Raw genomic sequence first — 23,493 nt, 5'->3', positions numbered from 1 at the left:
TTCAGACTCAAGTCAAGCGCCTATCACGGCGCATGACGCAAAAACATTCAAAATGGCGACATAAATTTTCAATGGTGAGACATGAAAATTTGTGAGCATCGCTGTCGCTGTGCAACAATGGTTTTCCATGGCCACCGCAAAAAAGCTGGCGTTTGATCGGCGTGGATGGTAAGTGGTTGTTAAAAAAGAGATTTGCCTCCGTTGAGAGGTGAACCTGGTGAGAATGTGTCTATGAAAACAGGTCTGTACCATCCCGAAGAATTCAAGGACAACTGTGGTTTTGGCCTGATCGCCCATATGACGGGCGAGGCGAGCCACCACCTTCTGCAAACCGCCATGCAGGCACTGACTTGCATGACCCACCGCGGTGGCATCAACGCCGACGGCAAGACCGGTGACGGTTGCGGTCTGCTGATTCAGAAGCCCGATCAGTTCCTGCGCGCCATGGCCCAGGAGCATTTTGCCGTCGAGTTGCCCAAGCAGTACGCCGTTGGCATGGTGTTCTTCAACCAGGACCCGGTCAAAGCCGAAGCTGCACGTGCCAACATGGATCGCGAGATCATCGCTGCCGGGCTGAAGCTGGTTGGCTGGCGCAAGGTGCCGATCGACACCAGCGTTCTCGGCCGCCTGGCCATGGAGCGCCTGCCGCAGATCGAGCAGGTGTTCATCGGCGGTGAGGGCCTGAGCGACCAGGAATTCGCCATCAAGCTGTTCAGCGCCCGGCGCCGTTCGTCGGTTGCCAACGCCGATGACGCCGACCACTACATCTGCAGCTTCTCGCACAAGACCATCATCTACAAAGGCCTGATGATGCCGCGCGATCTCGCGGCGTTCTACCCGGACCTGGGTGACGAGCGCCTGCAAACGGCGATTTGCGTGTTCCACCAGCGCTTCTCGACCAACACCCTGCCGAAGTGGCCGCTGGCGCAGCCGTTCCGCTTCCTCGCCCACAACGGCGAGATCAACACCATTACCGGTAACCGCAACTGGGCCATGGCCCGTCGCACCAAGTTCGCCAACGACCTGATCCCCGACCTCGCAGAGCTTGGCCCGCTGGTCAACCGCGTCGGTTCGGACTCCTCGAGCATGGACAACATGCTGGAGCTGATGGTCACCGGCGGTATCGACCTGTTCCGCGGCGTGCGCATGCTGGTACCGCCAGCCTGGCAGAACGTCGAGACCATGGACGCCGACCTGCGCGCGTTCTACGAATACAACTCCATGCACATGGAGCCGTGGGACGGTCCGGCCGGTATCGTCATGACCGAAGGCCGCCACGCGGTGTGCCTGCTCGACCGTAACGGCCTGCGCCCGGCGCGCTGGGTGACCACCACCAATGGCTACATCACCATCGCCTCTGAAATCGGCGTGTGGGGCTACCAGCCTGAGGAAGTATTGGCCAAGGGCCGCGTGGGCCCGGGCCAGATCCTTGCCGTGGACACCGAAACCGGGCAGATCCTCGATACCGATGCCATCGACGACCGCCTGAAGTCGCGCCACCCGTACAAGCGTTGGCTGCGTCAGCACGCCACGCGTATCCAGGCGACGCTGACCGACGACCAGGGCGTGGCCAGCTACGACGCTGACCAGCTCAAGCAATACATGAAAATGTTCCAGGTCACCTTCGAAGAGCGTGACCAGGTGCTGCGCCCGTTGGGTGAGCAGGGCCAGGAGGCCGTTGGCTCGATGGGTGACGACACGCCGATGGCTGTGCTGTCGCAACGTGTGCGTTCGCCATACGACTTCTTCCGCCAACAGTTCGCCCAGGTGACCAACCCACCGATCGACCCGCTGCGCGAAGCGATCGTGATGTCGCTGGAAATCTGCCTCGGCGCTGAGCGCAACATCTTCCAGGAGTCCCCGGAGCACGCCTCGCGGGTGATCCTCAGCTCGCCAGTCATTTCCCCGGCCAAGTGGCGTTCGCTGATGAACCTGGAGCGTGAAGGCTTCGAGCGTCAGCTGATCGACCTCAACTATGAGCAGAGCGTCGGCCTGGAAGCGGCGATCCGCAACATTGCCGACCAGGCTGAAGAAGCCGTGCGCGCGGGCAAGACCCAGCTGGTGCTGAGCGACCGCTACATTGCCCCGGGCAAGCTGCCTGTGCATGCTTCGCTGGCCGTGGGTGCCGTACACCACCGCCTGACCGAGCAGGGCCTGCGTTGCGACAGCAACATCCTGGTGGAAACCGCCACAGCCCGCGACCCGCATCACTTCGCCGTGCTGCTTGGCTTCGGCGCCTCGGCCGTCTACCCGTACCTGTCCTACGAAGTGCTCGCCGACCTGATTCGTACCGGTGAAGTGCTGGGCGACCTGGACGAGGTGTTCAAGTACTACCGCAAAGGCATTTCCAAGGGCTTGCTGAAGATCCTGTCGAAGATGGGTATCTCCACCATCGCCTCGTACCGGGGTGCGCAGCTGTTCGAAGCCATCGGCCTGTCCGAAGAAGTGGTCGGCCTGAGCTTCAAGGGGGTGTCCAGCCGCATCAAGGGTGCACGCTTCGAAGACCTGGAAAGCGACCAGAAGCTGCTGGCAGCCGAAGCCTGGAGCGCGCGCAAGCCGATCCAGCAAGGCGGCCTGCTGAAGTTCGTGCACGGTGGCGAGTACCACGCCTACAACCCGGACGTGGTCAACACGCTGCAGGCTGCAGTGCAGCAGGGTGACTACGCCAAGTTCAAGGAATACACCACGCTGGTCGACCAGCGCCCGGTGTCGATGATCCGCGACCTGCTGAAGGTCAAGGTAGCCGACCAGCCGTTGGCGCTGGAACAGGTCGAGCCGCTGGAGGCCATCCTCAAGCGCTTCGACTCCGCCGGTATTTCCCTTGGCGCCCTGTCGCCGGAAGCGCACGAAGCCTTGGCCGAGGCGATGAACCGCCTGGGCGCGCGGTCCAACTCCGGTGAGGGTGGCGAAGACCCGTCGCGCTACGGCACCATCCGCAGCTCGAAGATCAAGCAGGTGGCCACCGGCCGCTTTGGTGTGACCCCGGAATACCTGGTGAACGCCGAAGTGCTGCAGATCAAGGTGGCCCAGGGCGCCAAGCCCGGCGAGGGCGGCCAGCTGCCAGGTGGCAAGGTCAATGGCCTGATCGCCAAGCTGCGCTATGCGGTACCGGGCGTGACCCTGATCTCGCCGCCACCGCACCACGACATTTACTCGATCGAAGACCTGGCCCAGCTGATCTACGACCTCAAGCAGGTCAACCCGCAGGCCCTGGTGTCGGTCAAGCTGGTGGCAGAGGCCGGCGTGGGCACCATTGCCGCCGGTGTGGCCAAGGCTTATGCCGACCTGATCACCATTTCCGGCTATGACGGTGGTACCGGTGCGTCGCCGCTGACCTCGATCAAGTACGCCGGCGCCCCGTGGGAACTGGGCCTGGCCGAAACCCACCAGACCCTGCGCGGCAACGACCTGCGCGGCAAGGTGCGGGTACAGACCGACGGTGGCCTGAAAACCGGCCTGGACGTGATCAAGGCTGCCATCCTCGGCGCCGAAAGCTTCGGCTTTGGCACCGCGCCCATGATCGCCCTGGGCTGCAAGTACCTGCGCATCTGCCACCTGAACAACTGCGCGACCGGCGTAGCCACGCAGAATGACAAGCTGCGCAAGGACCACTACATCGGCACCGTCGACATGGTGATCAATTTCTTCACCTTCGTCGCCGAAGAAACCCGTGAGTGGCTGGCCAAGCTGGGCGTGCGCAGCCTCGGCGAACTGATCGGCCGTACCGACCTGCTCGACGTGCTGCCAGGCGACACCGAGCGTCAGCGGTACCTGGACCTGTCGCCGCTGCTGGGCAGCTCGCACATTCCGGCAGACAAGCCACAGTTCTGCGAAGTCGACAGGAACCCGCCGTTCGACGAAGGCCACCTGGCCGAGAAGATGGTGGAAATGGCCATGCCGGCCATTCGTGACCAGGCCGGTGGCGAGTTCAGCCTCGACATCTGCAACTGCGACCGTTCCATCGGCGCGCGTGTATCGGGCGAGATCGCCCGCCTGCACGGCAACCAGGGCATGGCCACGGCGCCGATCACGTTCCGTTTCAAAGGGACCGCAGGCCAGAGCTTCGGTGTGTGGAACGCCGGTGGCCTGAACCTGCACCTGGAAGGCGACGCCAACGACTACGTCGGCAAGGGCATGACCGGTGGCAAGCTCACCATCGTGCCGCCTGCTGGCAGCCCGTTCGCCACCCAGGACAGCGCCATCCTCGGCAACACGTGCCTGTACGGTGCCACTGGCGGCAAACTGTTTGCCGCCGGTACTGCCGGCGAGCGCTTCGCTGTCCGTAACTCCGGCGCCCACGCTGTTGTCGAGGGTACCGGCGATCACTGCTGTGAATACATGACCGGCGGCTTTGTCTGCGTGCTGGGCAACACCGGTTACAACTTCGGTTCTGGCATGACTGGCGGCTTCGCCTACGTGCTCGACATGGACAACAGCTTCGTCGACAAGCTCAACCACGAGCTGGTGGAAATCCAGCGTATCAGTGGGGAAGCCATGGAAGCTTACCGCAGCCATCTGGCGCGGGTCCTTGCCGAGTATGTGGAGGAGACCGGCAGCGAGTGGGGGCGTGAGCTCTCGGAGAACCTGGACGACTATGTGCGGCGCTTCTGGCTGGTCAAGCCCAAGGCAGCCAACCTGAAGCAACTGCTGTCCAGCACTCGCGCCAACCCGCAGTAACAACAGCTGCAAGTGGCAAGCCTCAAGCTGCACGCAGAAGCAGCACGAGGTTTGCCCGGCTTAAGTGATCGTCTTGCAGTTTGCAGCGTGTAGCTTGCAGCTGCTGTAAAGAGGTTTTGAAAAATGGCTGAACGTCTGAACAACGACTTCCAGTTCATCGAAGTGGGCCGCAAGGACCCGAAGAAAAAGCTGCTGCGCCAGCGCAAGAAAGAGTTCGTGGAAATCTACGAGCCGTTCAAGCCGCAGCAGTCCGTGGAGCAGGCGCACCGTTGCCTGGGCTGCGGTAACCCGTACTGCGAGTGGAAGTGCCCGGTGCACAACTTCATCCCCAACTGGTTGAAGCTGGTTTCCGAAGGCAACATCCTGGCGGCGGCGGAGCTGTCGCACCAGACCAACACCCTGCCCGAAGTGTGCGGCCGGGTGTGCCCGCAAGACCGCCTGTGCGAGGGTGCCTGCACCCTGAACGACGGCTTTGGCGCGGTGACCATCGGCTCGGTGGAGAAGTACATCACCGATACCGCCTTTGCCATGGGCTGGCGCCCGGACATGTCCAAGGTCAAGCCTACCGGCAAGCGCGTCGCCATCATTGGCGCCGGCCCTGCTGGCCTGGGCTGCGCCGACGTGCTGGTGCGCGCCGGGGTGACCCCGGTGGTATTCGACAAGAACCCGGAAATCGGTGGCCTGCTGACCTTCGGTATTCCCGAGTTCAAGCTGGAAAAGAGCGTGCTCAGCAACCGCCGCGAAGTGTTCACCGGCATGGGTATCGAGTTCCGCCTCAATACCGAGGTGGGCAAGGACGTGACCATGGAACAACTGCTCGCCGAGTACGACGCAGTGTTCATGGGCATGGGTACCTACACCTACATGAAGGGTGGCTTCCCGGGTGAGGACCTGCCGGGCGTGCATGACGCGCTGGACTTCCTGATTGCCAACGTCAACCGCAACCTGGGCTTCGAGAAGTCGCCTGAAGACTTCATCGACATGCAGGGCAAGAAGGTTGTGGTGCTGGGCGGTGGCGACACTGCCATGGACTGCAACCGTACCTCGATCCGCCAGGGTGCCAAGGCGGTGACCTGCGCCTATCGCCGTGACGAAGCCAACATGCCGGGTTCGCGCAAAGAGGTGAAGAACGCCAAGGAAGAAGGCGTGAAGTTCCTCTACAACCGCCAACCCATCGCCATTGTCGGCGAGGACAAGGTCGAGGGTGTGAAGGTGGTCGAAACCCGCCTGGGCGAGCCGGATGCCCGTGGCCGTCGCAGCCCCGAGCCGATTCCGGGTTCCGAGGAAATCCTGCCGGCCGATGCTGTGGTGATCGCCTTTGGCTTCCGCCCAAGCCCGGCGCCGTGGTTCGAGCAGCATGACATCCAGCTGGACAGCCAGGGCCGTGTGGTGGCGCCGGAGAAGGGCAAGTTCAAGCACCAGACCAGCAACCCGAAAGTGTTTGCCGGTGGCGACATGGTGCGCGGTTCGGACCTGGTGGTGACGGCGATCTTCGAAGGGCGCACTGCTGCTGAGGGTATCCTGGACTACCTGGAAGTCTGATTCTCGACCTGTTCGCGGGCACGCCCGCTGCCACGGGGTTCGGCGCAGAACCTGTGGGAGCGGGCGTGCCCGCGAAGCTTTTGTATACAAAAACGCTTGATCTGTGGCATCCAATAGACAAAACGCATGGCCATGGCCGTGCCTTTTGCGCTGGCGTCTGAGAAAATGCCCGCACTATTTTTCCGGATGCCGACATGACTGCCCTGAAGAACGATCGTTTCCTGCGTGCACTGCTCAAGCAACCCGTAGACGTCACCCCGGTGTGGATGATGCGCCAGGCCGGGCGCTACCTGCCGGAGTATCGCGCCAGCCGTGCCAAGGCAGGCGATTTCATGAGCCTGTGCATGAACCCGCAGTTCGCCTGCGAGGTTACCTTGCAGCCGCTGGACCGCTACCCGCTGGACGCGGCGATCCTGTTCTCCGACATCCTCACCATCCCCGATGCCATGGGCCTGGGCCTGTACTTCGAAACCGGCGAAGGCCCGCGTTTCAGGAAGGTCGTCAGTACCCCGGCCGATATCGAAGCCCTGCCGGTTCCCGACCCGCAAAAAGACCTGGGCTACGTGATGGATGCGGTCAGCACCATCCGCCGCGAACTTAACGGCCGCGTTCCGCTCATCGGTTTTTCCGGTAGCCCCTGGACCCTGGCCACCTACATGGTCGAAGGCGGTTCGTCGAAGGACTTCCGCAAGACCAAGGCCATGGCCTATGACAACCCGCAAGCGCTGCACCTGCTGCTGGACAAGTTGGCCCAGTCGGTGACCAGCTACCTCAACGGGCAGATCCTTGCCGGTGCCCAGGCCGTGCAGATCTTCGACACCTGGGGCGGCAACCTGTCAGCGGCGGCCTACCAGGAGTTCTCCCTCGCCTACATGCGCAAGATCGTCAGCGGCCTGATCCGCGAGCATGAAGGGCGCAAGGTGCCGGTCATCCTGTTCACCAAGAACGGTGGCCTGTGGCTTGAAAGCATCGCCGAGGCCGGTGCCGATGCCCTGGGCCTGGACTGGACCTGTGACATTGGCGACGCCCGTCGCCGTGTGGGCGACAAGGTGGCCTTGCAGGGCAACATGGACCCGACCGTGCTGTACGCCAAGCCAGAGGCCATCCGCCAGGAAGTGGCGCGCATCCTGGCCAGCTACGGCCACGGCAACGGCCACGTGTTCAACCTGGGCCACGGCATCACCCCGGAAGTCGACCCGGAGCACGCAGGCGTGTTCATCAACGCGGTGCACGAGCTGTCGGCGCAATACCACGTTTGAGTTTCCAGGCTCCCCGAACCAGGGTTTGGGGAGCCTGTGCCTGCCGCTGCCGTGCATTTCCGAAAATGTGCCGAACGTTCAGCCGTATTCCTACATATAGGCACAGATGTTTCTTCTAATGTCCGACCTCCCTTGAGCAGAGGGCACATTCGCCGCGCGTGAATGTGCCCTTTTGCATTCAACCTTCGGAGTTCGTGATGAATAAAACAAAAACCCTGCGCAGAAGCGTTGTTGCCACCGGTGTGTGGATGGCTATCGCAGGTGCAGGTTTGCAGGTTCAGGTTGCCCAGGCACACGGCCATCTGGCTGACCCGCCTTCACGTGCAGCGCTGTGCCATGCCAACCACAAGAACCTGAACAGCAACTGTGGCGGCGCTCAGTACGAACCGTGGCCGGTCGGTGAGGCCATTGGGCGTTTCCCGGCGGCCGGCCCTGTTGATGGGAAAATTGCCAGCGGTGGTGTCCGTGGCGATTTCGGTGCCCTCGACGAGCAGTCGGCCAACCGCTGGCATCTGACCCCCATCGTTGACCGGAACATTCAGTTCGACTGGCATTACCAGGCGCCGCACCCGGTAACCACGTGGGAATACTTCATCACCAAAGCCGACTGGAACCCCAATACCGCACTGAGCCGCGCCTCGTTCGACGACGCGCCGTTCTGTGTAGTCGATGGCAACAACCAGGTGCCTGCCAGCGGCACTGGCACCAACCCCAAGCATAGCTGCACCTTGCCAGCCGACCGTGCAGGCCAGCACGTGATCCTGGGTGTCTGGAAAGTGGGGGATACCGACAAGGCCTTCCATAGCGTGGCTGACGTCGATATTCAACTGGACGGCGGGCCTGCGCCCGAATGGCCGCGCCTGGCCGAGATCAGCGCCAGCCGAGACCTTGAAGTGGGCGACCAGGTGACGGCCCGCGCATTCGATGCCAATGGCGAGCGTCCGTCGCACCATGTGAGCGTCACCATTGACAACGCCGAAGAAGGTATCGCTGCCAACTGGGCTTACAAGCTCGCCAGGCAGATCAACGAAACCCAGACGCTGGTCCGTGCCGGGCAAATGGATGCCGACGGCAACATCGAGCCTGTCCAGGGCTCCAACAGCATCTTCGCCAAAGCCGAAAGTGGCCTGACCAACTACATCCTCGACTTCAAGGCCGCTGCCGGTGAGCCCGCCACCCTGCACCTGCATGATGTCAAACCTGAGTACACCATCGCTGATGGCCAGAGTAGCGTGGACTTTACCGTCATGACCAACAAGGCCTTGACCGTATCGGCGCGGCTGTTCGACGCCAGCAACAAGCAGGTCGCCTACGCACGGCAACTGGTCAACGGCAGCGCGCCGTTCGCCTTGAACGTCGCCAGCGTGCCAGGTGAGCACACCCTCAAGGTCGTCGGCGTGGACAAGCGCGAGCGCGAGCTGCTGCAGGATGAGCGCACGGTCCAGCTCAAGGCGTCGGGTGACGGCTCGTACGACTTTGTCTTCCCGGAGTCGCTGTCCAGCTACCTGGCCGGCACCAAGGTACTGCAGCCCAAGAATGGCAAGGTCTACGAGTGCCAGCCCTTCCCGAACTCGGGTTACTGCGTGCAGTACTCCGCCAATGCCGCCCAGTTCGAGCCAGGTACCGGCTCTCACTGGAACATGGCCTGGACCGAGAAGTAATGCAGCACACCTGGCCCCTCGACGGGGGGCCAGGCCCTTCGAGTACTGTTTATGCAAGCACGAAAATATGCCTGGCAGCAGATCCTCCTGCACTGGGTCTCTGCCTTGGTCATCATTTGGGTACTGCTCAGCGGCTTCTACGTGGCGCACCTGAACGTCACCCCGACCACGTTTCACTTGGTTGCGTTCGTCAACGTGGCCTTGACCACCCTGTTCATCCCGATATTCCTGCTGCGCTGGCTGCTGCGGCGGACCCTGTTCAAACCCGGCAGCCTGGAGGGTGCAGCCAGGGGCGAGCGGATCGCCCATCTTGTCCATGAAGGTTTGTACTGGACCACCGCGATCGTGCTGCTGTCCGGCGTATTGATGATGGACCGGCCCATCGACGTGTTCGGCTGGTTCACCCTCGCGCCGCTGTTGAGCGAACCGTTCTGGCACGGCCTGTGGTTCAAGGTCCACATCTGCGCGTGCCTGCTGCTGGCCCTGGGCGTGTCGGCGCACATTGCTGCCGTGGTGCTGCATGAGCTGGCCGGGCGCCGTGTACTGCGGCGCATGCTGCCCTGATTCGGATGAAGCGCTCATCGCATGTGATCTGGCTGGCGCTGGTACTGGTAACGCTTGCCGGGCTGATAGCGCGGGAACGGCTGTATCCGTTAACTGCGCCCCCGCTGCTGCCGGCCTCGGCGCTGGCCACGGCAGCCGCCCCGGAGCAACCGTTCTCGACGACCGCCCTGGCCTTGGCATTCGGCTTTCAGCCTGAGCGCCAGCGGTCTAGCCGGGCGGACATCACGCTCAAGGCCTGCTTCGTATCCAGCCAGGGCGGGGCGCGGGCGTTGGTGAAAAGCGCTGGGGGCGAGGCTGTCTACCGGGTGGGTGAGCGGATTGCGGGCCACGGTGTGCTGCGCCGTATCGATGTGCGCTCCATCGTGCTGTGGGTCGACGGCCGCGAGGAAGTCGTGGCGTTGGCTACCCCTGGCCCCAGCGTTTTTCTGCCCATGGGGGCGGCCCCTCGCCCGCGCCCGGTTTCTGATCCTTCATCCCGCCTGTTGCGGGAGGTGCAATGACTTTCAAGCGATATTTGCAAGGCGCCTCGTTAGGCGCCTGTTTGACCCTGTGCTGTTCCCTGGCGCTGGCTGAAATGCCCACCTGGCAACTGGCGATGAGCGATGCCGACGTACGCGAGGTGGTGCGTGAGGTAGGGGAAATCCTCGACCAGACCATCATCCTCGACCCCCGCGTGCAGGGGCGCATCACCGTGCTTTCCAACGAAGCCCTGGACCGCGAAGGCATACGCCGGCTGTTCTACTCCGTGCTCAATGCCCAGGGCTTTGCCGCCGTGAATGATGGCGACCGTTTGCTGGTGCTGCCGGCCAGCGAAGCCAAGGCCTGGGCCAACCAACAGGTGGAGGCCATACCGGCCGCGTTCACCACGCGCGTCTTTACCTTGTCGGGCAGCGTCGCTGCCGACCTGGCCGGCCTGTTGCGGCCGTTGGTGTCCAGCAGCGGCTACATTGGCCCCTCCAGCTCGGCCAACGCCTTGGTGGTGACCGACTCTGCAGCCAACCTTGAACGCTTGGAGAGCCTGGTCTTGCAGCTGGACAGCGGCCAGCGGCACGACTATGAGCTGGTGACCCTGCATAACGCCCAGACCGAGGCCGTGTTCGCCGTGGTCGAAGCGGCGGCCGGGGGGCCGGACAGCGGTGTGCAGGTGGTGGCCGACGCCAACGGTAGCCGCCTGCTGATCCTCGGCCCGGCCAAGTCCAGGCAGCGCCTGGCACAACTGACCCGTTCGCTGGATGTGGCGGCACCCGCCACCGCGCAGAACTGGCGTGTGGTGCGCTTGCAGCACAGTAACGCCGAGCAGCTTGCCGACGTGCTGGGTGAGGTGGGCAAGCGCCTGGATAGGGCGCCGGGCACCCGTGACTTGGGCGCCAACCTCACTGGCGACGCCGTGGTCAAGGCCGATGCCGACCAGAATGCGCTGGTGCTGCTGGGCGAGCCGCAGACACTGGGCAGCGTCGAGCAGATCATCCAGCAATTGGACCAGCCACGGGCGCAGGTCCTCATCCATGCGGCAATCGTCGAAGTCAGCGGCAGCATCGATGAAGCGTTGGGTGTGCAGTGGGGCGTGGGCACCGGCGGGCTCAACGGCGGGGTCACGTTCAGCGAAAGTGGCACCGGGCTGGCCGACCTGCTGGGCAAGGAGGCCAAGCTGCCGGGTGGCGCTGCCCTGGCCATTGGCACGGACCGTTTTGCCGCGCTGATATCGGCCTTGGCCAGCAGCAGCCGCAGCAACCTGTTGTCCACGCCAAGCCTGTTGACCCTGGACAACCAGGAGGCGCATATCCTGGTGGGGCAGAACGTCGCCTTCAAGACCGGCTCCTACGTTACCCCCGGCAGTGGTTCGGAGAACCCGTTCACCACGGTCGAACGCAAGGATATCGGTATCAGCCTGAAGGTGCGCCCGCACATCAATGAGGGGCAAAGCCTGCGCCTGGAGGTCGAGCAGGAAAGCTCCGAAATCGCACCGAGCACGGCCGAGAACGACCTGGTCACCAACAAGCGTACGCTCAAGAGCACCATCCTGGCCGCCGACGGCGAGATCATCGTGATTGGCGGCCTGATCAAGGACAGCATGCGCAAGGTCGAGCGTGGGGTACCGTTGCTCAGCCGCATTCCGTGGCTTGGCGGTCTGTTCCGCTGGCGCAGCGACATTCAGGAGAAAACCAACCTGATGGTCTTCCTGCGCCCGACCATTTTGCGTAGCCAGGCGGAGCGGGTCGAGGTAGGGCGCAGGGCCTACGACGGGGTGCGCGCAGCCGATGATTCGCCCTTGCCGGCTGATGCTCAGCGCCTGTTCGAGCCACGTCGCTTGCCAAGCGCGCAAGTGCCACAGCCATGAGCCCTGAGCTGCCATTCGGCTTTGCCCGGCGTCACGGGATCCTGCTCGACCGCCAGGCGCCCGAGCCGGTGCTGATGATGCGAGAAGGCGCGTCCCTGGCCGCCCTGGCCGAAGCCTGCCGCTTGCTGGGCAATACCTGGCCGCTGCGCCAGGTGAGCGAAGCCGACTTCGCCGAGCGCCTGGCCAGTTGCTACGGCCTGGGTGGGGATGCCGCGCAATCGATCGTCCAGGGCCTGGACCAGGAAATCGACCTGCCACGGCTGGCCGAGGCCTTGCCGCAAACCAGCGACCTGCTCGAACAGCAAGACGATGCGCCGATCATCCGCCTGCTCAATGCCCTGTTCAGCGAAGCGGTGCGCTCGCGGGCCTCGGATATCCACCTGGAAACTTTCGAGCATCAGCTGCGCGTGCGCATGCGCATCGACGGCGTCATGCGCGAAGTGCTGTCACCCCCACGGGAGCTTTCTGCCCTGCTGGTTTCGCGTATCAAGGTCATGGCGCGCCTGGACATCGCCGAGAAGCGCGTGCCCCAGGACGGTCGTATCAGCCTGCGCCTGGCTGGCCATGAAGTCGACGTGCGCGTTTCGACCCTGCCTGCCACCCATGGCGAGCGGGTGGTGCTGCGGTTGCTGGACAAGCAGGCCGTGCGCCTGGACATCGACCACATGCAGATGCCGGCGGCTGTGCGTGCTGGCTTCATGAGCATGCTGGAAAAGCCACACGGCATTTTCCTGGTCACCGGCCCAACCGGCTCGGGCAAGACCACCACCTTGTACACCGCGCTTGCGTACCTGAACCAGGAGTCGCGCAATATCCTCACCGTGGAGGACCCGATCGAGTACCACCTGGCCGGCATCGGGCAAACCCAGGTCAACCCCAAGGTCGACATGACCTTCGCCCGTGGCCTGCGCGCCATTCTGCGTCAGGACCCGGACGTGGTCATGGTGGGCGAAATCCGCGACAAGGAAACCGCCAACATCGCGGTGCAGGCGTCGCTGACGGGCCACCTGGTACTTTCCACCCTGCACACCAACAGCGCGCTGGGCGCAATCACGCGGCTTGCCGACATGGGCATCGATACTTGCCTGCTGGCTTCGTCGCTGGCCGGGGTGATGGCCCAGCGCCTGGTACGCCGGCTCTGCCCGCACTGCAAGGTGGCCTGCGAGGTGGACCAGGCCATGGCCAGCGCCTTGGGCAACCCTGCCGGGCTGCCCGCGCAGCTTTACCAGGCGCAGGGCTGCAATGAATGCCAGGCGGGCTACAGTGGGCGCCTGGCCTTGCACGAGATGGTGGTGGTCAAGCCTGCACTGGCTCAGGCGATCCACACCCAGGCATCCCAGGCCGCAATGCATGAACTGATTCGCCAGGACACGCCGAGCCTGTTCCAGCACGGTGTTCAGCGTGTCTGCCAAGGGCAGACCAGCTTGGCAGAACTGCTGCGCGTGACCGGGCAGGACTGACATGCAGCTGTTTCGCTATCAGGCCCAGGATGCCAAGGGCGCCCGCCAGCGCGGTACGCTGGAAGCCCCAGGGGCGCGTCAGGCTCGGCAAACCTTGCGCGAGCAAGGCTGGCAGGTGCTGAAACTGCGCCCCGTGCCGCGGTCACTGCTGGCGGGCGTGCTGAACCGTAGCGGTTTGAGCCTGACCCGGCGCTCGCTGCTGACCCGCCAGCTGGCGACCCTGCTGCAGGCCGGGCTGCCGTTGACCGAAGCCTTGCAGGCGGTTGCCGAGCAAGGCACCCGGCGCCAGGAGCGGCAGGTGTTGCGCGGCGTGGCAGAGCGGGTTGCCGAAGGCCATGCCCTGGCCCAGGCGCTGGCCCATTACCCGCGGGCGTTCCCGGTCATCTACCGGGCCACCGTGGCCGCTGCGGAGCGCTCCGGGCGCTTGGCGGACGTGCTCGAACGTTTGGCCGCGCATGGCGAGGACGAGCAAGCCTTGCGGCAGAAAGTGCAGCTGGCCATGGTCTACCCGGTGATTCTGCTGGCCGTCTCGTTGCTGGTGGTGGGGTTTCTGCTGGGCTATGTCGTGCCTGATGTGGTGCAGGCATTCTCCCGCGACCAGGCGCGCCTGCCGTTGGCCACGCAAGTGCTGATTGCCCTGAGCGATGCCGCCAACCAGTGCGGCCTGGCAGCGCTCACGCTGCTGCTGGCCGGCATTGCTCTGGGCGCGTGGGCCCTGCAACAACCGCCATGGCGTAGCCGGTGGCATGCCTTGGCACTGCGCCTGCCAGGTTATGGCGAATTCGCGCGGGCCAGCGAGGCGGCGCGGTTCATCAGCACCCTGGCGATCCTGGGGCGCAGCGGCGTGGCCTTGGTAGAAGCGATGAACATCGCTGCGGCGGTGATCGGCAACCTCACCCTGCGCGAGCGTCTGCTGCAGGCCGCCCGCGAGCTGGCCGAGGGCAGCGCCTTGGCCAGTTGCCTGACACGCAGCGACACCCTGCCACCGCTCATGCTGCACATGATCGCCAGCGGCGAACGCGCCGGTGAACTGGACACCATGCTTGAACGTGCCGCAGACCTCCAGGCCAGGCAACTGGCAGGGCGTATCGCGCTGCTGGTGAGCCTCTGCGAACCCCTGATGCTGCTGGTGATGGGGGGCATCGTGCTGTTCATCGTGCTGGCCATCCTGCTGCCGATCCTCAACCTCAACCAACTGGTCAACTGACATGTCCCTTCGTTTTACAAGCCACGCGCAACGTGGCTTCACACTCATCGAAATCATGGTGGTGGTCATCATCCTGGGCGTGCTTGGCGCGCTGGTACTGCCCAACGTGATGAGCCGTCCCGACCATGCCAAGCTGACCGCAGCCCGCACCGACCTGCAGTCGATCGCCACCGCGCTGGAAATCTATCGGCTGGACAACGGCCGTTATCCAACGTCCGCGCAGGGCCTGGACGCCTTGGTCACACGCCCCAGCGTGGCGCCATTGCCGCGCAACTGGAGTGCCCAGGGCTATCTGAAGCGTACCCCTACCGACCCTTGGGGCTCGCCTTACCAGTACGTGAACCCGGGCAGCTGTTCGAACCAGGGGTATGACCTTTACTCGCTGGGTGCCGACGGGCAGCCGGGCGGCGAACAGATGGATGCCGATATCGGCAACTGGTCTGAATGAAACGGCCCCGCGCGCAAGGCTTCACACTGCTGGAACTGTTGCTGGTCCTGCTGCTGCTGAGCATCGTCATGGGCATGGCGGGGCTCGGTATCGGGCGCGACCCGCAGCGCCTGGCCAGCCAGGAGGCCAACCTGTTTTTGCAACTGGTGCAACACGCACGGCAACAGGCTGTGCTGGAGGGCGTGGCGCTGGGTATCCGAATCGACCCGCAAGGCTATCAGCTGCTGAAGGCCCGCGGTGACAGCTGGGAGCCCGCGGGCCAGCAGCGCGATATTGGCCTGGACCTGCGCCTGCAGATCGATGGGCTGCCAGTGCCACCCGCCGTGCCTGGCAAGGCGCCGCAACTGGTGATGTACGGCAATGACGAGCACACGCCGTTTTCCCTGTATTTCGAGGCCGACACCGTGCGCCTGGTCTCCCTGTCGAGCGATGGCCTCAATGCCCCGCAGTTCCAGCCCTGAACGCGGCTTCACCCTGCTCGAGGTGTTGGTGGCGCTGGCGATCTTCGCGGTGCTGGCCGTGGCGGTGAGCACGGCCAGCCAGCGCATACTGGTGCAGTCGCAGGGGTTGCAGGAGCGTCTTTTTGCCAGCTGGGTCGCCGACAACCACCTGCTGGAAATGCGCCTGCAACCGGCCCTGGCGCCCGGCCAGCGCAGTGTGGAGGTGATGTTCGGCCAGCGTCGCTGGACGCTGCAGGAAAGCCGCCGACGGCTGGGCGGGGCTGGCCTGCTGGAGGTCGAGGTGCGCGTGGGCCTTGCGGCCGATCGCCAGGTGTTGCACCAGGCCACCGGGTGGCAGGGGGCAGCGATGCGTCACGCTAGGCCCCGCCAGCACGGTTTCACCTTGATCGAACTGCTGCTGGCCATGGCCCTCTTTGCCTTGTTGGCGGTGGGCAGTGCGCGTGTGCTGGATGTGGTCATGCGGGCCGAGCGTGCGCGCCAGGCCCAGGCCGAGCAGTTGCATGCGTTGGGCAGGGCCATGAGCCTGATCCAGCGCGATGCCTTGCAAGGGTATTTGCCGGCGAGCCTGGGCAAGGGCGGTTACGGCATCCTGTTGAACGGCGACCGGGCCCATTGGCTGACCCGCGAACCCGACCACCAGGCGCTCAAGCGCAGCGAACTGAGGGTGGTCGAATACTGGCTCGCCGACGGCGTGCTGTGGCGCCAGCGGCGCACCCAGGGGCAGGGCCAGCCGCGCCCGCAGCGTTTGCTCGAAGGTGTGGGCGAACTGCAGTGGCGCCTGCATGTACCCGGTAGCGGCTGGCAGGCGCATTGGCCAATGGCCCAGCGCCGGGCCCTGCCACCGCAGGCGCTGGAGGTGACCCTGTCCACCCGGCGCTTGGCGCAGATTCGGCGGGTACTGCCGCTTGGCGGGGCCAGCCAGTGAAGCGTCAACGGCAGAAGGGGCTGGCGCTGATTACCGTGCTGCTGGTGATGGCGCTGCTGACGTTATTGGTAGCCGGCATGTTGCACAGCCATCGCCTGCTGCTTGGCAGTGTTGCCCAGCAGCTCGAAGCCACGCGCCTGTTGCGCCTGGCGCAAGCCGGCGAACAACAGGCGCTTGCGAGCCTGCGGGGTGAGGTAGGGGAGATCCTGCAGGTGACCCACGGGCGGCAGGGCTGGGGCCAACCCCGTGTGTTGACCTTGGGCGAAGGCCGGGTGCAACTACAGCTGGAGGACCTTGCAGGGCGCTTCAACCTCGGCGCCCTGACCGCAGGTAAAACCCCCGACCCCTTGCTGCTCGAGCGTTGGCAGCGCCTGTGCCATGCACTGCAGGTGGCGCCGCCGGCCTTGGAGGCGCTGGCGGGCCAGCCGCTGCTGGACCCTACCCAGTTGCGGGCCCTGCCGGGCGTCACTGCCGAGGTGATGGCGCGTTTGCAGCCTTGGGTAGTGGTGTTGCCCAAGGAGGCGCGGCTCAACATCAACACGGCCCCGGCACGCCTGTTGGCAGCACTGGCGGAGTTGTCGCCAGCGGTGGCCGCCGACCTGGTACGGCAACGCCCCGAGGCGGGCTACCCGACGGTGGAGCGTTTTCTGGCCTCTGCGCAATTGGAAGGCGTGGGCGTGAACAGGCGCGGGCTTGCCGTGACCAGCCGCTGGTTTCGCCTTGAGGTGCAGGCACAGCAGGCAGGGAGGCGCATGTACCTGTACAGCGACCTGGAGATCGACTTGAACACGCACCAGGTTCGTGTGGTGCGGCGTGTGTTTACTGCAATGCGGGAGCGAAGAGCAGATGAGTGAAACCTGGCTGTACCTATTGCCCGCGGGCGTTGCGGCGGCCGATGCGCAGTGGCCGGTGTGGCTGCGAGCAGCCGACGGCAGCGTGCGCAAGACGCGTCTGGACGCGCTCGGGGCGACCCTGGCCGGCCCTGTGATCCTTGTCTTGCCGATGGAAATGCTCGGCAGTTGCGAAATCGGCCCCGTGCCAGGCAAGCGGCCGAAGCCTGAAGCATTGGCCTACGCCGCCGAAGAGCAGTTGGCAGCGGCGCTGGAATCGGTGCACCTGGTTTTTGCCGCAGCGGATATGTAAGGGCACCGCCGTGCGCTGGTGATAGAGCGTCAGGTGCTGCGCAATGTCTTGGCCTTGTTGCAAACCCTGGGTATCGACCCGGCCGCGGTCCATGTCGACGCCGACCTGCTGGGTGGCGAGCAGCCCAGTGCACTGTGGCTTGACGGGCGCTGGCTGGTGGGCGGTCGAGGTGGGCCGTGGCTGGTCGCTACGCCCCAGGCAGCCGAAATCGTGGCACGGCAATTGCCGCCGATGGCCTGGCAGGCGGCCGCTGCCGATGGCGGGCAACCGCTGGTCAACCACAGGGTCGACAATGCCTTCCAGACCTTGCTGCAAGGGCGAGCCAAGGCGCTGGACCTGCGCCAGGCGCCATTCCGCCGTCAGCGCCTGGCGTTACCCTGGTCGGCGTTGGCGGGCGCAGGGCTGCTGGGCTTCGCCATGCTGTGCGTGGCCGATCATTGGCGTGTCGAGGGGCTGTTGCAGCGCGTGGCTCAACAACATGCCGAAAACGTTCAGGCATTCCAGCGGTGGGCGCCTGGGCAGCCCGTCACCGGTGACCTGGCGGTGCGCGTCAGGGCGTTGCAGGCCGGCCCTCGTGCGACCACCCGCATGGAAGGCCTGGCGGCCGTCGCGCAGCCGCTGGTGGAAACCGGCAACATCACCCTCGAGCGGGCCGCGTTCAGCCCGGCGCAAGGGTGGCGAATGGATGTGCTGGCCCTAGGGTTCGATGACCTCGAGCGCTTGCGCCTGCTGGCCCCTGCCGTGCTGATGGACCAGGCCCGGCAGACCGCCCAAGGGGTGCGGGCAACCCTGACCTGGAGCGGGACTCGATGAAGCGCAGGTTTGAGCAGGCCCTTGCTCGCCAATGGCAAACGCTACCTGCCACTCGCCGGGCACTGATCAGGGTCACGCTATGGGGTGTGGCCATGCTGGTGCTCTGGCAACTGGCCTGGGTGCCTGGCAAGCAGCGCTTGCTGCAGGCCGAGCTTGCCCATGGGCAGGCGCTGGAGCTGGCCGGGCAGTTGCAGCAGGTGGCGTCAGCGCCGGTCGGGGGGCGCAAAGCGGTGCGGGCACTGACGCCCGCCGCGCTCAATGAGCGTGCCTTGGCCGCCGGTTTGCGCGTTGTCGGGCTGCAGGCTCGGGCCACGCAGCTCGACGTCAGCCTCGAAGGCCAGCCCACGGCAGTGCTGAGCTGGCTGCACACGCTGGAACGTGACGGCGCACAGCTGCGCAGTGTGCAGCTACAGGTGACTGGCGCGCAGTTGCAGGTGCAGCTGGCGCTGGAACTGGACGAAGCCTGGGGCGATTAAGATTGGATTCAGCCAGCTTCGGTAGGCTGTTCCCATCCAAACCGAAACAGGACCTGCCTCCATGAAAACCCGTTACCTTGCCCTGATCCTCGCCCCGCTGTTCAGCACTGCTGCCCTGGCTGCCGGCTATACCGGCCCGGGTGCACAAGCGGTAACCACCGTGGCCGCTGCGAACGATGCCGCCGATGACACGCCGGTGGTGCTGCAGGGCTTCGTCACCAAGAAGATCAACAACGACGACAAATACGAATTCAAGGACAACACCGGCACCATCACCGTGGAAATCGATGATGAAGACTTGCCACCGACGCCATTCAACGACAAGACCAAGGTCAAGCTGACCGGTGAGGTGGAGAAACACCTGATGAGCCGTGAAGTGGATGTGGATATCGTCGAAATCATCAACTGATTCCCGGGCCAGTTCGCGGGCGTGCCCGCGAATGCCTCACGCCGACTTCGGTGGTAACTTGCTCAGGTGTAGCGCCACCAGCAACGCCACTGCCAGCAAGCTGCCTATGAACAGGCCGATGCCATTCCAGCCCCATTGGTGCCAGAACACCCCGCCCGCCGTACCGGCCACGCTCGAGCCGGCGTAATAGCTGAACAGGTACAGCGACGACGCCTGCCCTTTGGCCTTCAGCGCCCGCCGGCCGATCCAGCTACTGGCCACCGAGTGCGCGCCAAAGAAGCCGAAGGTGAACACCAGCATGCCCACGATCACCATGGCCAGTGGGCTGGCCAGGGTCATCAGCAAACCACACGCCATGACCACGATGCTGGCCCAGAACACCTTGCGTCGGCCCAGCTTGTCCGCCAAGGCGCCGACCTGCGCCGAGCTGTAGATGCCGGACAGGTACACCACCGACAGCAAGCCGACCAGTGCCTGGTTCATGTGGTAGGGCTCGGCCAGCAGGCGGTAGCCGATGTAGTTGAACAGGGTGACGAAGGCACCCATCAGCAGGAAGGCCTCCAGGAACAGCCAGGGCAGGCCGGCATCCTTGAAATGCATGACGAACCCGTCCAGGAGGCTGCGCGGGCTCATCGTTTGCGGGCGGAAATTGCGTGACTCCGGCAGCACCTTCCAGAACACCAGGGCGGCGCCCAGGGCCAGGCCACCGATGGTCAGCATGGCTGTGTGCCAGCTGACGAAGTCGATCAACACGCCAGTGATCAGCCGCCCGCTCATGCCGCCAATGGCGTTGCCGCCGATGTACAGGCCCATGGCCAGGCCAATGTGCTGGGGGTGGATCTCTTCGCTCAGGTAGGTCATGGCCACTGCTGCCAGGCCGCTCAGCGACAGGCCGACCAGCGCGCGGGTGGCCAGCACCAGTTCCCAGCTCGGCATCACCGCGCTGGCCAGGGTGGAGAGCGCGGCGCACACCAGGGCGAACACCATCACCGGCTTACGGCCGATGCGGTCCGAGATCGGACCGGTGACAAGCAGGCCGAACGCCAGCATCGCGGTCGACACCGACAGCACCAGGCTGCTCTGTGCGGCGTTGATGGCGAATTCTTTAGACAGCAACGGCATCATCGGCTGTACGCAATACAGCAGGGCGAAGGTAGCGAAGCCGCCGCTGAACAGGGCCAGCACGGTCTTCATGAAGGCGGGGGTGCCTTTTTCGATCCACATGTCGGTCAAGGTGGCAGGTTCGAGTTGGATGGGCTGCGCGGCTACAGCAGTTTTCACGGCGGGTACCTCTGGTGCAATGAAAAAAGCATATAGCTGGCTAATGATTAGATCCAATATATTGTTCGACCTATTTAAGACGTTGTGCGACTTGTTTGGAGCGAACCATGGAACTGCGCCATCTGCGTTATTTCATTGCCGTGGCAGAAGAGCTGCACTTCGGCCGCGCCGCCCAGCAACTGGGCATTTCGCAACCGCCGCTGAGCCAGCAGATCCAGGCGCTGGAACAGGAGCTGGGGGCGCGCTTGTTCGAGCGCACCAACCGCCGGGTCGAGCTGAGCGAGGCAGGCCGGCTGTTCCTGGGCGAGGCGCGTCAGGTGCTGGCGCAGGTGGAGAAGGCGGCGGATGTGGCGCGGCGTGCACAACTGGGTGAATTGGGCGAGATGAAGATCGGCTTTACCTCCTCGGCCCCGTTCACATCGAAGATCCCCAAGGCCATTCATGCCTTTCGCCAGCGCTTCCCCGCAGTGCACCTGAACCTCAAGGAAATGAGCAGCCGCGATGTTGCCGAAGGGGTGTTCGATGAGTCCATCGAAATCGGCCTGATGCGGCCAATGCCGCTGCCGGAAGGGTTGCTGGCCACCGAGCTGTTCCGCGAGCCACTGGTGGCGGTGATCAATGCCTCACACCCGCTGGCCGAAGCCAGCGGGCAAGGCGTGCACATGGCGGCGCTGGCCCATGAGCCGTTCGTGTTCTTCCCGCGCAGCTATGGCAGCGGCTTGCATGCGCAGTTGCTGAGCCTGGCGCGGCAGGCCGGGTTCAGCCCGCATTTTGCCCAGGAGGCAGGGGAGGCGATGACCATCATCGGCCTGGTGTCGGCGGGGTTGGGGGTGTCGGTGCTGCCGGCCTCGTTCCAGCGCATGCGTATCGAAGGGGTGGTGTACCGCACCTTGCTCGACGAGGGGGCGATGACCGCGGTGTGGCTGGTGCAGCGCGAAGGCGGCGGGTCGGCCATGGCCAAGGCGTTTGCGCAGCTGCTTCAGGCGAATAGCACTGGCCATGGCGGCGACACCGCCACATACTCGGGCATTCGTTGAAACACGGAGGTCAACCATGCGGCGCGTGGTGTTCAATCAGAAAGGTGGCGTGGGCAAGTCGAGCATCGCCTGCAACCTGGCGGCGGTCAGTGCCAATGAAGGCTACCGGACCCTGCTGGTCGACCTGGATGCCCAGGCCAACTCGACACAGTACCTCACCGGGCTGACGGGTGAGGATATCCCCATGGGTATCGCCGATTTCTTCAAGCAGAGCCTGTCCAGCGGGCCATTCAGCAAGAAGAACAAGGTGGATATCTATGAAACCCCGTTCGACAACCTGCATGTGGTGACTGCAACGCCTGAACTGGCCGACCTGCAGCCCAAGCTCGAGGCCAAGCACAAGATCAACAAGCTGCGTAAGCTGCTCGATGAGCTAGACGAGGATTACGAGCGGATCTATATCGACACCCCGCCGGCGCTTAATTTTTATGCAGTTTCGGCGCTGATCGCGGCTGACCGTGTGCTGATTCCCTTCGACTGCGACAGCTTTTCGCGCCAGGCCCTGTATGGCCTGCTGGCCGAAATTGAAGACCTCAAGGAAGACCATAACGAAGACCTCGTAGTCGAAGGCATCGTGGTCAACCAGTTCCAGTCGCGTGCCAGCCTGCCGCAGCAGATGCTCGACGAACTGCTGGCCGAAGGGCTGCCGGTGCTGCCGGTGTACCTTGGCAGCTCGGTGAAGATGCGTGAATCGCACCACGCCAGCCTGCCGCTGATTCACCTGGAGCCCAGGCACAAGCTGACACAGCAGTTTGTCGAGTTGCATGATTTGCTGGAGCGCAGCGAGTAGGTATCTAGCCCGCTTCCTTATTGGGGGTAACAAGTACCGGCTTGTGGTTGAGATGCAGTACCGCGCCGGTATCGCCTGGGTGAAGTTCGTCGGTACGCACAAGCGCTATGACGAGATTGACGTGGAGACAATCTGTGAAGATTAAGCCGATTCGTAACGAGGACGATCCCCGAGCAGCATTCCAGCGCCTCGAAGCCATTTTTCAGTCTGAGGCGGGCACGCCTGAGGCTGATGAATTGGAAGTGCTTGTGACACTGATCGAAGTGTACGAGAACAGGCACTATCCCATTCACCCCGCCAATCCCATCGAGGCTATCAAGTTTTGTATGGATCAGCAGGGGCTCACGCCAAGAGATCTTGAACCGTACATCGGTCCAAGCGGGCGAGTTTCGGAAGTACTGAGCGGGAAGCGCGGGCTGAGCCTTTCCATGATCAAGCGCCTGCATGATGGCCTTCGCATTCCCTATGAGTCGCTGCTGGCAAGCGCTTGAAAACTAAACCCCCTGGCTGCGCACCCACTCCAACAACGCCTGGAGTGGAAACGCCCCGGCCTGGCGGCTGACTTCGCGGCCGTTCTTGAACAGCAGCAGGCTGGGGATCGAGCGGATGCCCAGTTGCCCGGCCAGGTTGCGGTTGGCTTCGCTGTCGAGCTTGGCCAGGCGGCAGCGGCCGGCCAGTTGGCGGGCGGCTTGTTCGAAGGTGGGGGCGAACGATTTGCACGGGCCGCACCAGTCGGCCCAGACATCCACCAACAGCGGTAGGTCGCCTTTGATTTGGCTGGCGTAGCTGGCTTCGGTGAGTTCGAAAGGGGCGCTCAGCAGGACCTGCTGTTTGCAGCGGCCGCATTTCGGCGCGTCGCCCAGGCGCTCGGCAGGCAAGCGGTTGAGGCCGTTGCAGTGGGGGCAGGGGATGACCAGTGGTTCGGACATGTTGGTTCCTCGAGATTATTGGGGCTGCTTTGCAGCCCATCGCGACACAAGGCCGCTCCCACAGGGTGGACTG

At 64.1% G+C, this 23,493-nt stretch carries 22 protein-coding genes and 1 pseudogene; 21 read left to right on the top strand and 2 right to left on the bottom strand.

The genetic code is table 11. The features are described from left to right. The first annotated feature begins 231 nt into the window (after nucleotides 1-231). The 17 genes from gltB (at nucleotide 232) to B3361_RS16045 (ending at nucleotide 19,383) form a co-directional block, all read left to right on the top strand. Entirely contained in the window at nucleotides 232-4,677 is a 4,446-nt protein-coding gene (gene gltB, locus B3361_RS16125) for a glutamate synthase large subunit (protein WP_054904622.1), read from the top strand. A gap of 123 nt (nucleotides 4,678-4,800) precedes the next feature. Then, nucleotides 4,801-6,219 (top strand): FAD-dependent oxidoreductase, encoded by a 1,419-nt coding sequence (locus B3361_RS16120; protein WP_009684959.1) that lies wholly within the window; start codon nucleotides 4,801-4,803, stop codon nucleotides 6,217-6,219. 194 nt (nucleotides 6,220-6,413) lie between these two features. Next, nucleotides 6,414-7,478, top strand: a complete 1,065-nt coding sequence (gene hemE / locus B3361_RS16115) for a uroporphyrinogen decarboxylase (RefSeq protein WP_054904621.1) — start codon at nucleotides 6,414-6,416, stop codon at nucleotides 7,476-7,478. A 197-nt stretch (nucleotides 7,479-7,675) separates the two neighbouring features. Further along, complete coding sequence (gbpA, locus tag B3361_RS16110; RefSeq protein ID WP_286920271.1) at nucleotides 7,676-9,139, top strand: N-acetylglucosamine-binding protein GbpA; 1,464 nt, start codon at nucleotides 7,676-7,678, stop codon at nucleotides 9,137-9,139. Between the two features lie 51 nt (nucleotides 9,140-9,190). Beyond that, nucleotides 9,191-9,703, top strand: a complete 513-nt coding sequence (locus B3361_RS16105) for a cytochrome b (RefSeq protein ID WP_054904619.1) — start codon at nucleotides 9,191-9,193, stop codon at nucleotides 9,701-9,703. Between the two features lie 5 nt (nucleotides 9,704-9,708). Next, a complete protein-coding gene (locus B3361_RS16100; RefSeq protein ID WP_029886141.1) occupies nucleotides 9,709-10,203 on the top strand; it encodes a type II secretion system protein N in 495 nt (164 codons plus the stop codon). After that, nucleotides 10,200-12,041, top strand: coding sequence for a type II secretion system secretin GspD (gspD, locus tag B3361_RS16095; RefSeq protein WP_054904618.1), 1,842 nt, complete (start codon nucleotides 10,200-10,202; stop codon nucleotides 12,039-12,041). The genes B3361_RS16100 and gspD overlap by 4 nt, the downstream gene beginning before the upstream one ends. After that, a complete protein-coding gene (gene gspE / locus B3361_RS16090; RefSeq protein WP_154211592.1) occupies nucleotides 12,038-13,501 on the top strand; it encodes a type II secretion system ATPase GspE in 1,464 nt (487 codons plus the stop codon). Before gspD ends, gspE begins: the two co-directional genes overlap by 4 nt. A 1-nt stretch (nucleotide 13,502) precedes the next feature. Continuing rightward, the gene (gene gspF, locus B3361_RS16085; protein ID WP_054904616.1) at nucleotides 13,503-14,708 is read left to right on the top strand and encodes a type II secretion system inner membrane protein GspF; all 1,206 of its coding nucleotides are present in this window, start codon (nucleotides 13,503-13,505) and stop codon (nucleotides 14,706-14,708) included. A 1-nt stretch (nucleotide 14,709) separates the two neighbouring features. Continuing rightward, nucleotides 14,710-15,156 carry a type II secretion system major pseudopilin GspG gene (gene gspG, locus B3361_RS16080; protein WP_054904615.1) on the top strand — a complete coding sequence of 149 codons (447 nt, stop codon included), beginning with the start codon at nucleotides 14,710-14,712 and terminating at the stop codon, nucleotides 15,154-15,156. Beyond that, entirely contained in the window at nucleotides 15,153-15,617 is a 465-nt protein-coding gene (gene gspH, locus B3361_RS16075; RefSeq protein WP_054904614.1) for a type II secretion system minor pseudopilin GspH, read from the top strand. The genes gspG and gspH overlap by 4 nt, the downstream gene beginning before the upstream one ends. Then, complete coding sequence (gene gspJ, locus B3361_RS16070) at nucleotides 15,595-16,542, top strand: type II secretion system minor pseudopilin GspJ (RefSeq protein ID WP_082414618.1); 948 nt, start codon at nucleotides 15,595-15,597, stop codon at nucleotides 16,540-16,542. The genes gspH and gspJ overlap by 23 nt, the downstream gene beginning before the upstream one ends. Beyond that, nucleotides 16,539-17,396 carry a general secretion pathway protein GspK gene (locus B3361_RS16065; protein WP_054904613.1) on the top strand — a complete coding sequence of 286 codons (858 nt, stop codon included), beginning with the start codon at nucleotides 16,539-16,541 and terminating at the stop codon, nucleotides 17,394-17,396. Before gspJ ends, B3361_RS16065 begins: the two co-directional genes overlap by 4 nt. Then, a complete protein-coding gene (locus B3361_RS16060) occupies nucleotides 17,389-17,685 on the top strand; it encodes a hypothetical protein (RefSeq protein ID WP_054904612.1) in 297 nt (98 codons plus the stop codon). Before B3361_RS16065 ends, B3361_RS16060 begins: the two co-directional genes overlap by 8 nt. A gap of 18 nt (nucleotides 17,686-17,703) precedes the next feature. After that, complete coding sequence (locus B3361_RS16055) at nucleotides 17,704-18,498, top strand: type II secretion system protein GspL (RefSeq protein ID WP_336874040.1); 795 nt, start codon at nucleotides 17,704-17,706, stop codon at nucleotides 18,496-18,498. Continuing rightward, the gene (locus B3361_RS16050; protein ID WP_054904610.1) at nucleotides 18,495-18,974 is read left to right on the top strand and encodes a hypothetical protein; all 480 of its coding nucleotides are present in this window, start codon (nucleotides 18,495-18,497) and stop codon (nucleotides 18,972-18,974) included. Before B3361_RS16055 ends, B3361_RS16050 begins: the two co-directional genes overlap by 4 nt. A gap of 61 nt (nucleotides 18,975-19,035) precedes the next feature. Then, nucleotides 19,036-19,383 carry a YgiW/YdeI family stress tolerance OB fold protein gene (locus B3361_RS16045; RefSeq protein ID WP_047149598.1) on the top strand — a complete coding sequence of 116 codons (348 nt, stop codon included), beginning with the start codon at nucleotides 19,036-19,038 and terminating at the stop codon, nucleotides 19,381-19,383. Nucleotides 19,384-19,419: 36 nt separating this feature from the next. On the opposite strand, the gene B3361_RS16040 is transcribed toward B3361_RS16045, so the two are convergent. Further along, nucleotides 19,420-20,664 (bottom strand): MFS transporter, encoded by a 1,245-nt coding sequence (locus B3361_RS16040; protein ID WP_054904609.1) that lies wholly within the window; start codon nucleotides 20,662-20,664, stop codon nucleotides 19,420-19,422. A gap of 107 nt (nucleotides 20,665-20,771) precedes the next feature. Here B3361_RS16040 and B3361_RS16035 point away from each other — a divergent pair, with 107 nt between their 5' ends. From B3361_RS16035 to B3361_RS16020, 4 genes and pseudogenes are all read left to right on the top strand, one after another. Further along, on the top strand, nucleotides 20,772-21,701 hold the full coding sequence (locus B3361_RS16035; RefSeq protein WP_047149597.1) for a LysR family transcriptional regulator: 930 nt from the start codon (nucleotides 20,772-20,774) through the stop codon (nucleotides 21,699-21,701). Between the two features lie 16 nt (nucleotides 21,702-21,717). Beyond that, complete coding sequence (locus B3361_RS16030; RefSeq protein WP_009684980.1) at nucleotides 21,718-22,491, top strand: ParA family protein; 774 nt, start codon at nucleotides 21,718-21,720, stop codon at nucleotides 22,489-22,491. 13 nt (nucleotides 22,492-22,504) lie between these two features. Continuing rightward, nucleotides 22,505-22,636: pseudogene (locus B3361_RS16025) on the top strand (type II toxin-antitoxin system HigB family toxin); the annotation flags it as partial. Next, on the top strand, nucleotides 22,626-22,982 hold the full coding sequence (locus B3361_RS16020; protein WP_054904608.1) for a helix-turn-helix domain-containing protein: 357 nt from the start codon (nucleotides 22,626-22,628) through the stop codon (nucleotides 22,980-22,982). The pseudogene B3361_RS16025 and the gene B3361_RS16020, both read left to right, overlap by 11 nt. Nucleotides 22,983-22,985: 3 nt before the next feature. On the opposite strand, the gene trxC is transcribed toward B3361_RS16020, so the two are convergent. Continuing rightward, the gene (gene trxC, locus B3361_RS16015; protein ID WP_054904607.1) at nucleotides 22,986-23,420 is read right to left on the bottom strand and encodes a thioredoxin TrxC; all 435 of its coding nucleotides are present in this window, start codon (nucleotides 23,418-23,420) and stop codon (nucleotides 22,986-22,988) included. Between the last annotated feature and the right edge of the window lie 73 nt (nucleotides 23,421-23,493).

The organism is Pseudomonas sp. UBA6699 (assembly GCF_002454615.1).
Lineage (GTDB): Bacteria > Pseudomonadota > Gammaproteobacteria > Pseudomonadales > Pseudomonadaceae > Aquipseudomonas > Aquipseudomonas juntendi.
The sequence above is the reverse complement of the archived record's forward strand: the minus strand, read 5'-3'. Positions and strand labels throughout refer to the sequence as shown.

What these genes read in the sequence shown, in the direction of transcription:
- B3361_RS16105 (WP_054904619.1), top strand. Translation starts at nt 9,191, where the DNA reads ATGCAAGCACGAAAATATGCCTGGCAGCAGATCCTCCTGCACTGGGTC.
- trxC (WP_054904607.1), bottom strand. Translation starts at nt 23,420, where the DNA reads ATGTCCGAACCACTGGTCATCCCCTGCCCCCACTGCAACGGCCTCAAC.
- B3361_RS16030 (WP_009684980.1), top strand. Translation starts at nt 21,718, where the DNA reads ATGCGGCGCGTGGTGTTCAATCAGAAAGGTGGCGTGGGCAAGTCGAGC.
- gspH (WP_054904614.1), top strand. Translation starts at nt 15,153, where the DNA reads ATGAAACGGCCCCGCGCGCAAGGCTTCACACTGCTGGAACTGTTGCTG.
- gltB (WP_054904622.1), top strand. Translation starts at nt 232, where the DNA reads ATGAAAACAGGTCTGTACCATCCCGAAGAATTCAAGGACAACTGTGGT.
- B3361_RS16120 (WP_009684959.1), top strand. Translation starts at nt 4,801, where the DNA reads ATGGCTGAACGTCTGAACAACGACTTCCAGTTCATCGAAGTGGGCCGC.
- B3361_RS16035 (WP_047149597.1), top strand. Translation starts at nt 20,772, where the DNA reads ATGGAACTGCGCCATCTGCGTTATTTCATTGCCGTGGCAGAAGAGCTG.
- gspF (WP_054904616.1), top strand. Translation starts at nt 13,503, where the DNA reads ATGCAGCTGTTTCGCTATCAGGCCCAGGATGCCAAGGGCGCCCGCCAG.
- B3361_RS16050 (WP_054904610.1), top strand. Translation starts at nt 18,495, where the DNA reads ATGAAGCGCAGGTTTGAGCAGGCCCTTGCTCGCCAATGGCAAACGCTA.
- B3361_RS16060 (WP_054904612.1), top strand. Translation starts at nt 17,389, where the DNA reads ATGAGTGAAACCTGGCTGTACCTATTGCCCGCGGGCGTTGCGGCGGCC.
- gspD (WP_054904618.1), top strand. Translation starts at nt 10,200, where the DNA reads ATGACTTTCAAGCGATATTTGCAAGGCGCCTCGTTAGGCGCCTGTTTG.
- gbpA (WP_286920271.1), top strand. Translation starts at nt 7,676, where the DNA reads ATGAATAAAACAAAAACCCTGCGCAGAAGCGTTGTTGCCACCGGTGTG.
- hemE (WP_054904621.1), top strand. Translation starts at nt 6,414, where the DNA reads ATGACTGCCCTGAAGAACGATCGTTTCCTGCGTGCACTGCTCAAGCAA.
- gspJ (WP_082414618.1), top strand. Translation starts at nt 15,595, where the DNA reads ATGCCCCGCAGTTCCAGCCCTGAACGCGGCTTCACCCTGCTCGAGGTG.
- B3361_RS16100 (WP_029886141.1), top strand. Translation starts at nt 9,709, where the DNA reads ATGAAGCGCTCATCGCATGTGATCTGGCTGGCGCTGGTACTGGTAACG.
- B3361_RS16045 (WP_047149598.1), top strand. Translation starts at nt 19,036, where the DNA reads ATGAAAACCCGTTACCTTGCCCTGATCCTCGCCCCGCTGTTCAGCACT.
- gspE (WP_154211592.1), top strand. Translation starts at nt 12,038, where the DNA reads ATGAGCCCTGAGCTGCCATTCGGCTTTGCCCGGCGTCACGGGATCCTG.
- gspG (WP_054904615.1), top strand. Translation starts at nt 14,710, where the DNA reads ATGTCCCTTCGTTTTACAAGCCACGCGCAACGTGGCTTCACACTCATC.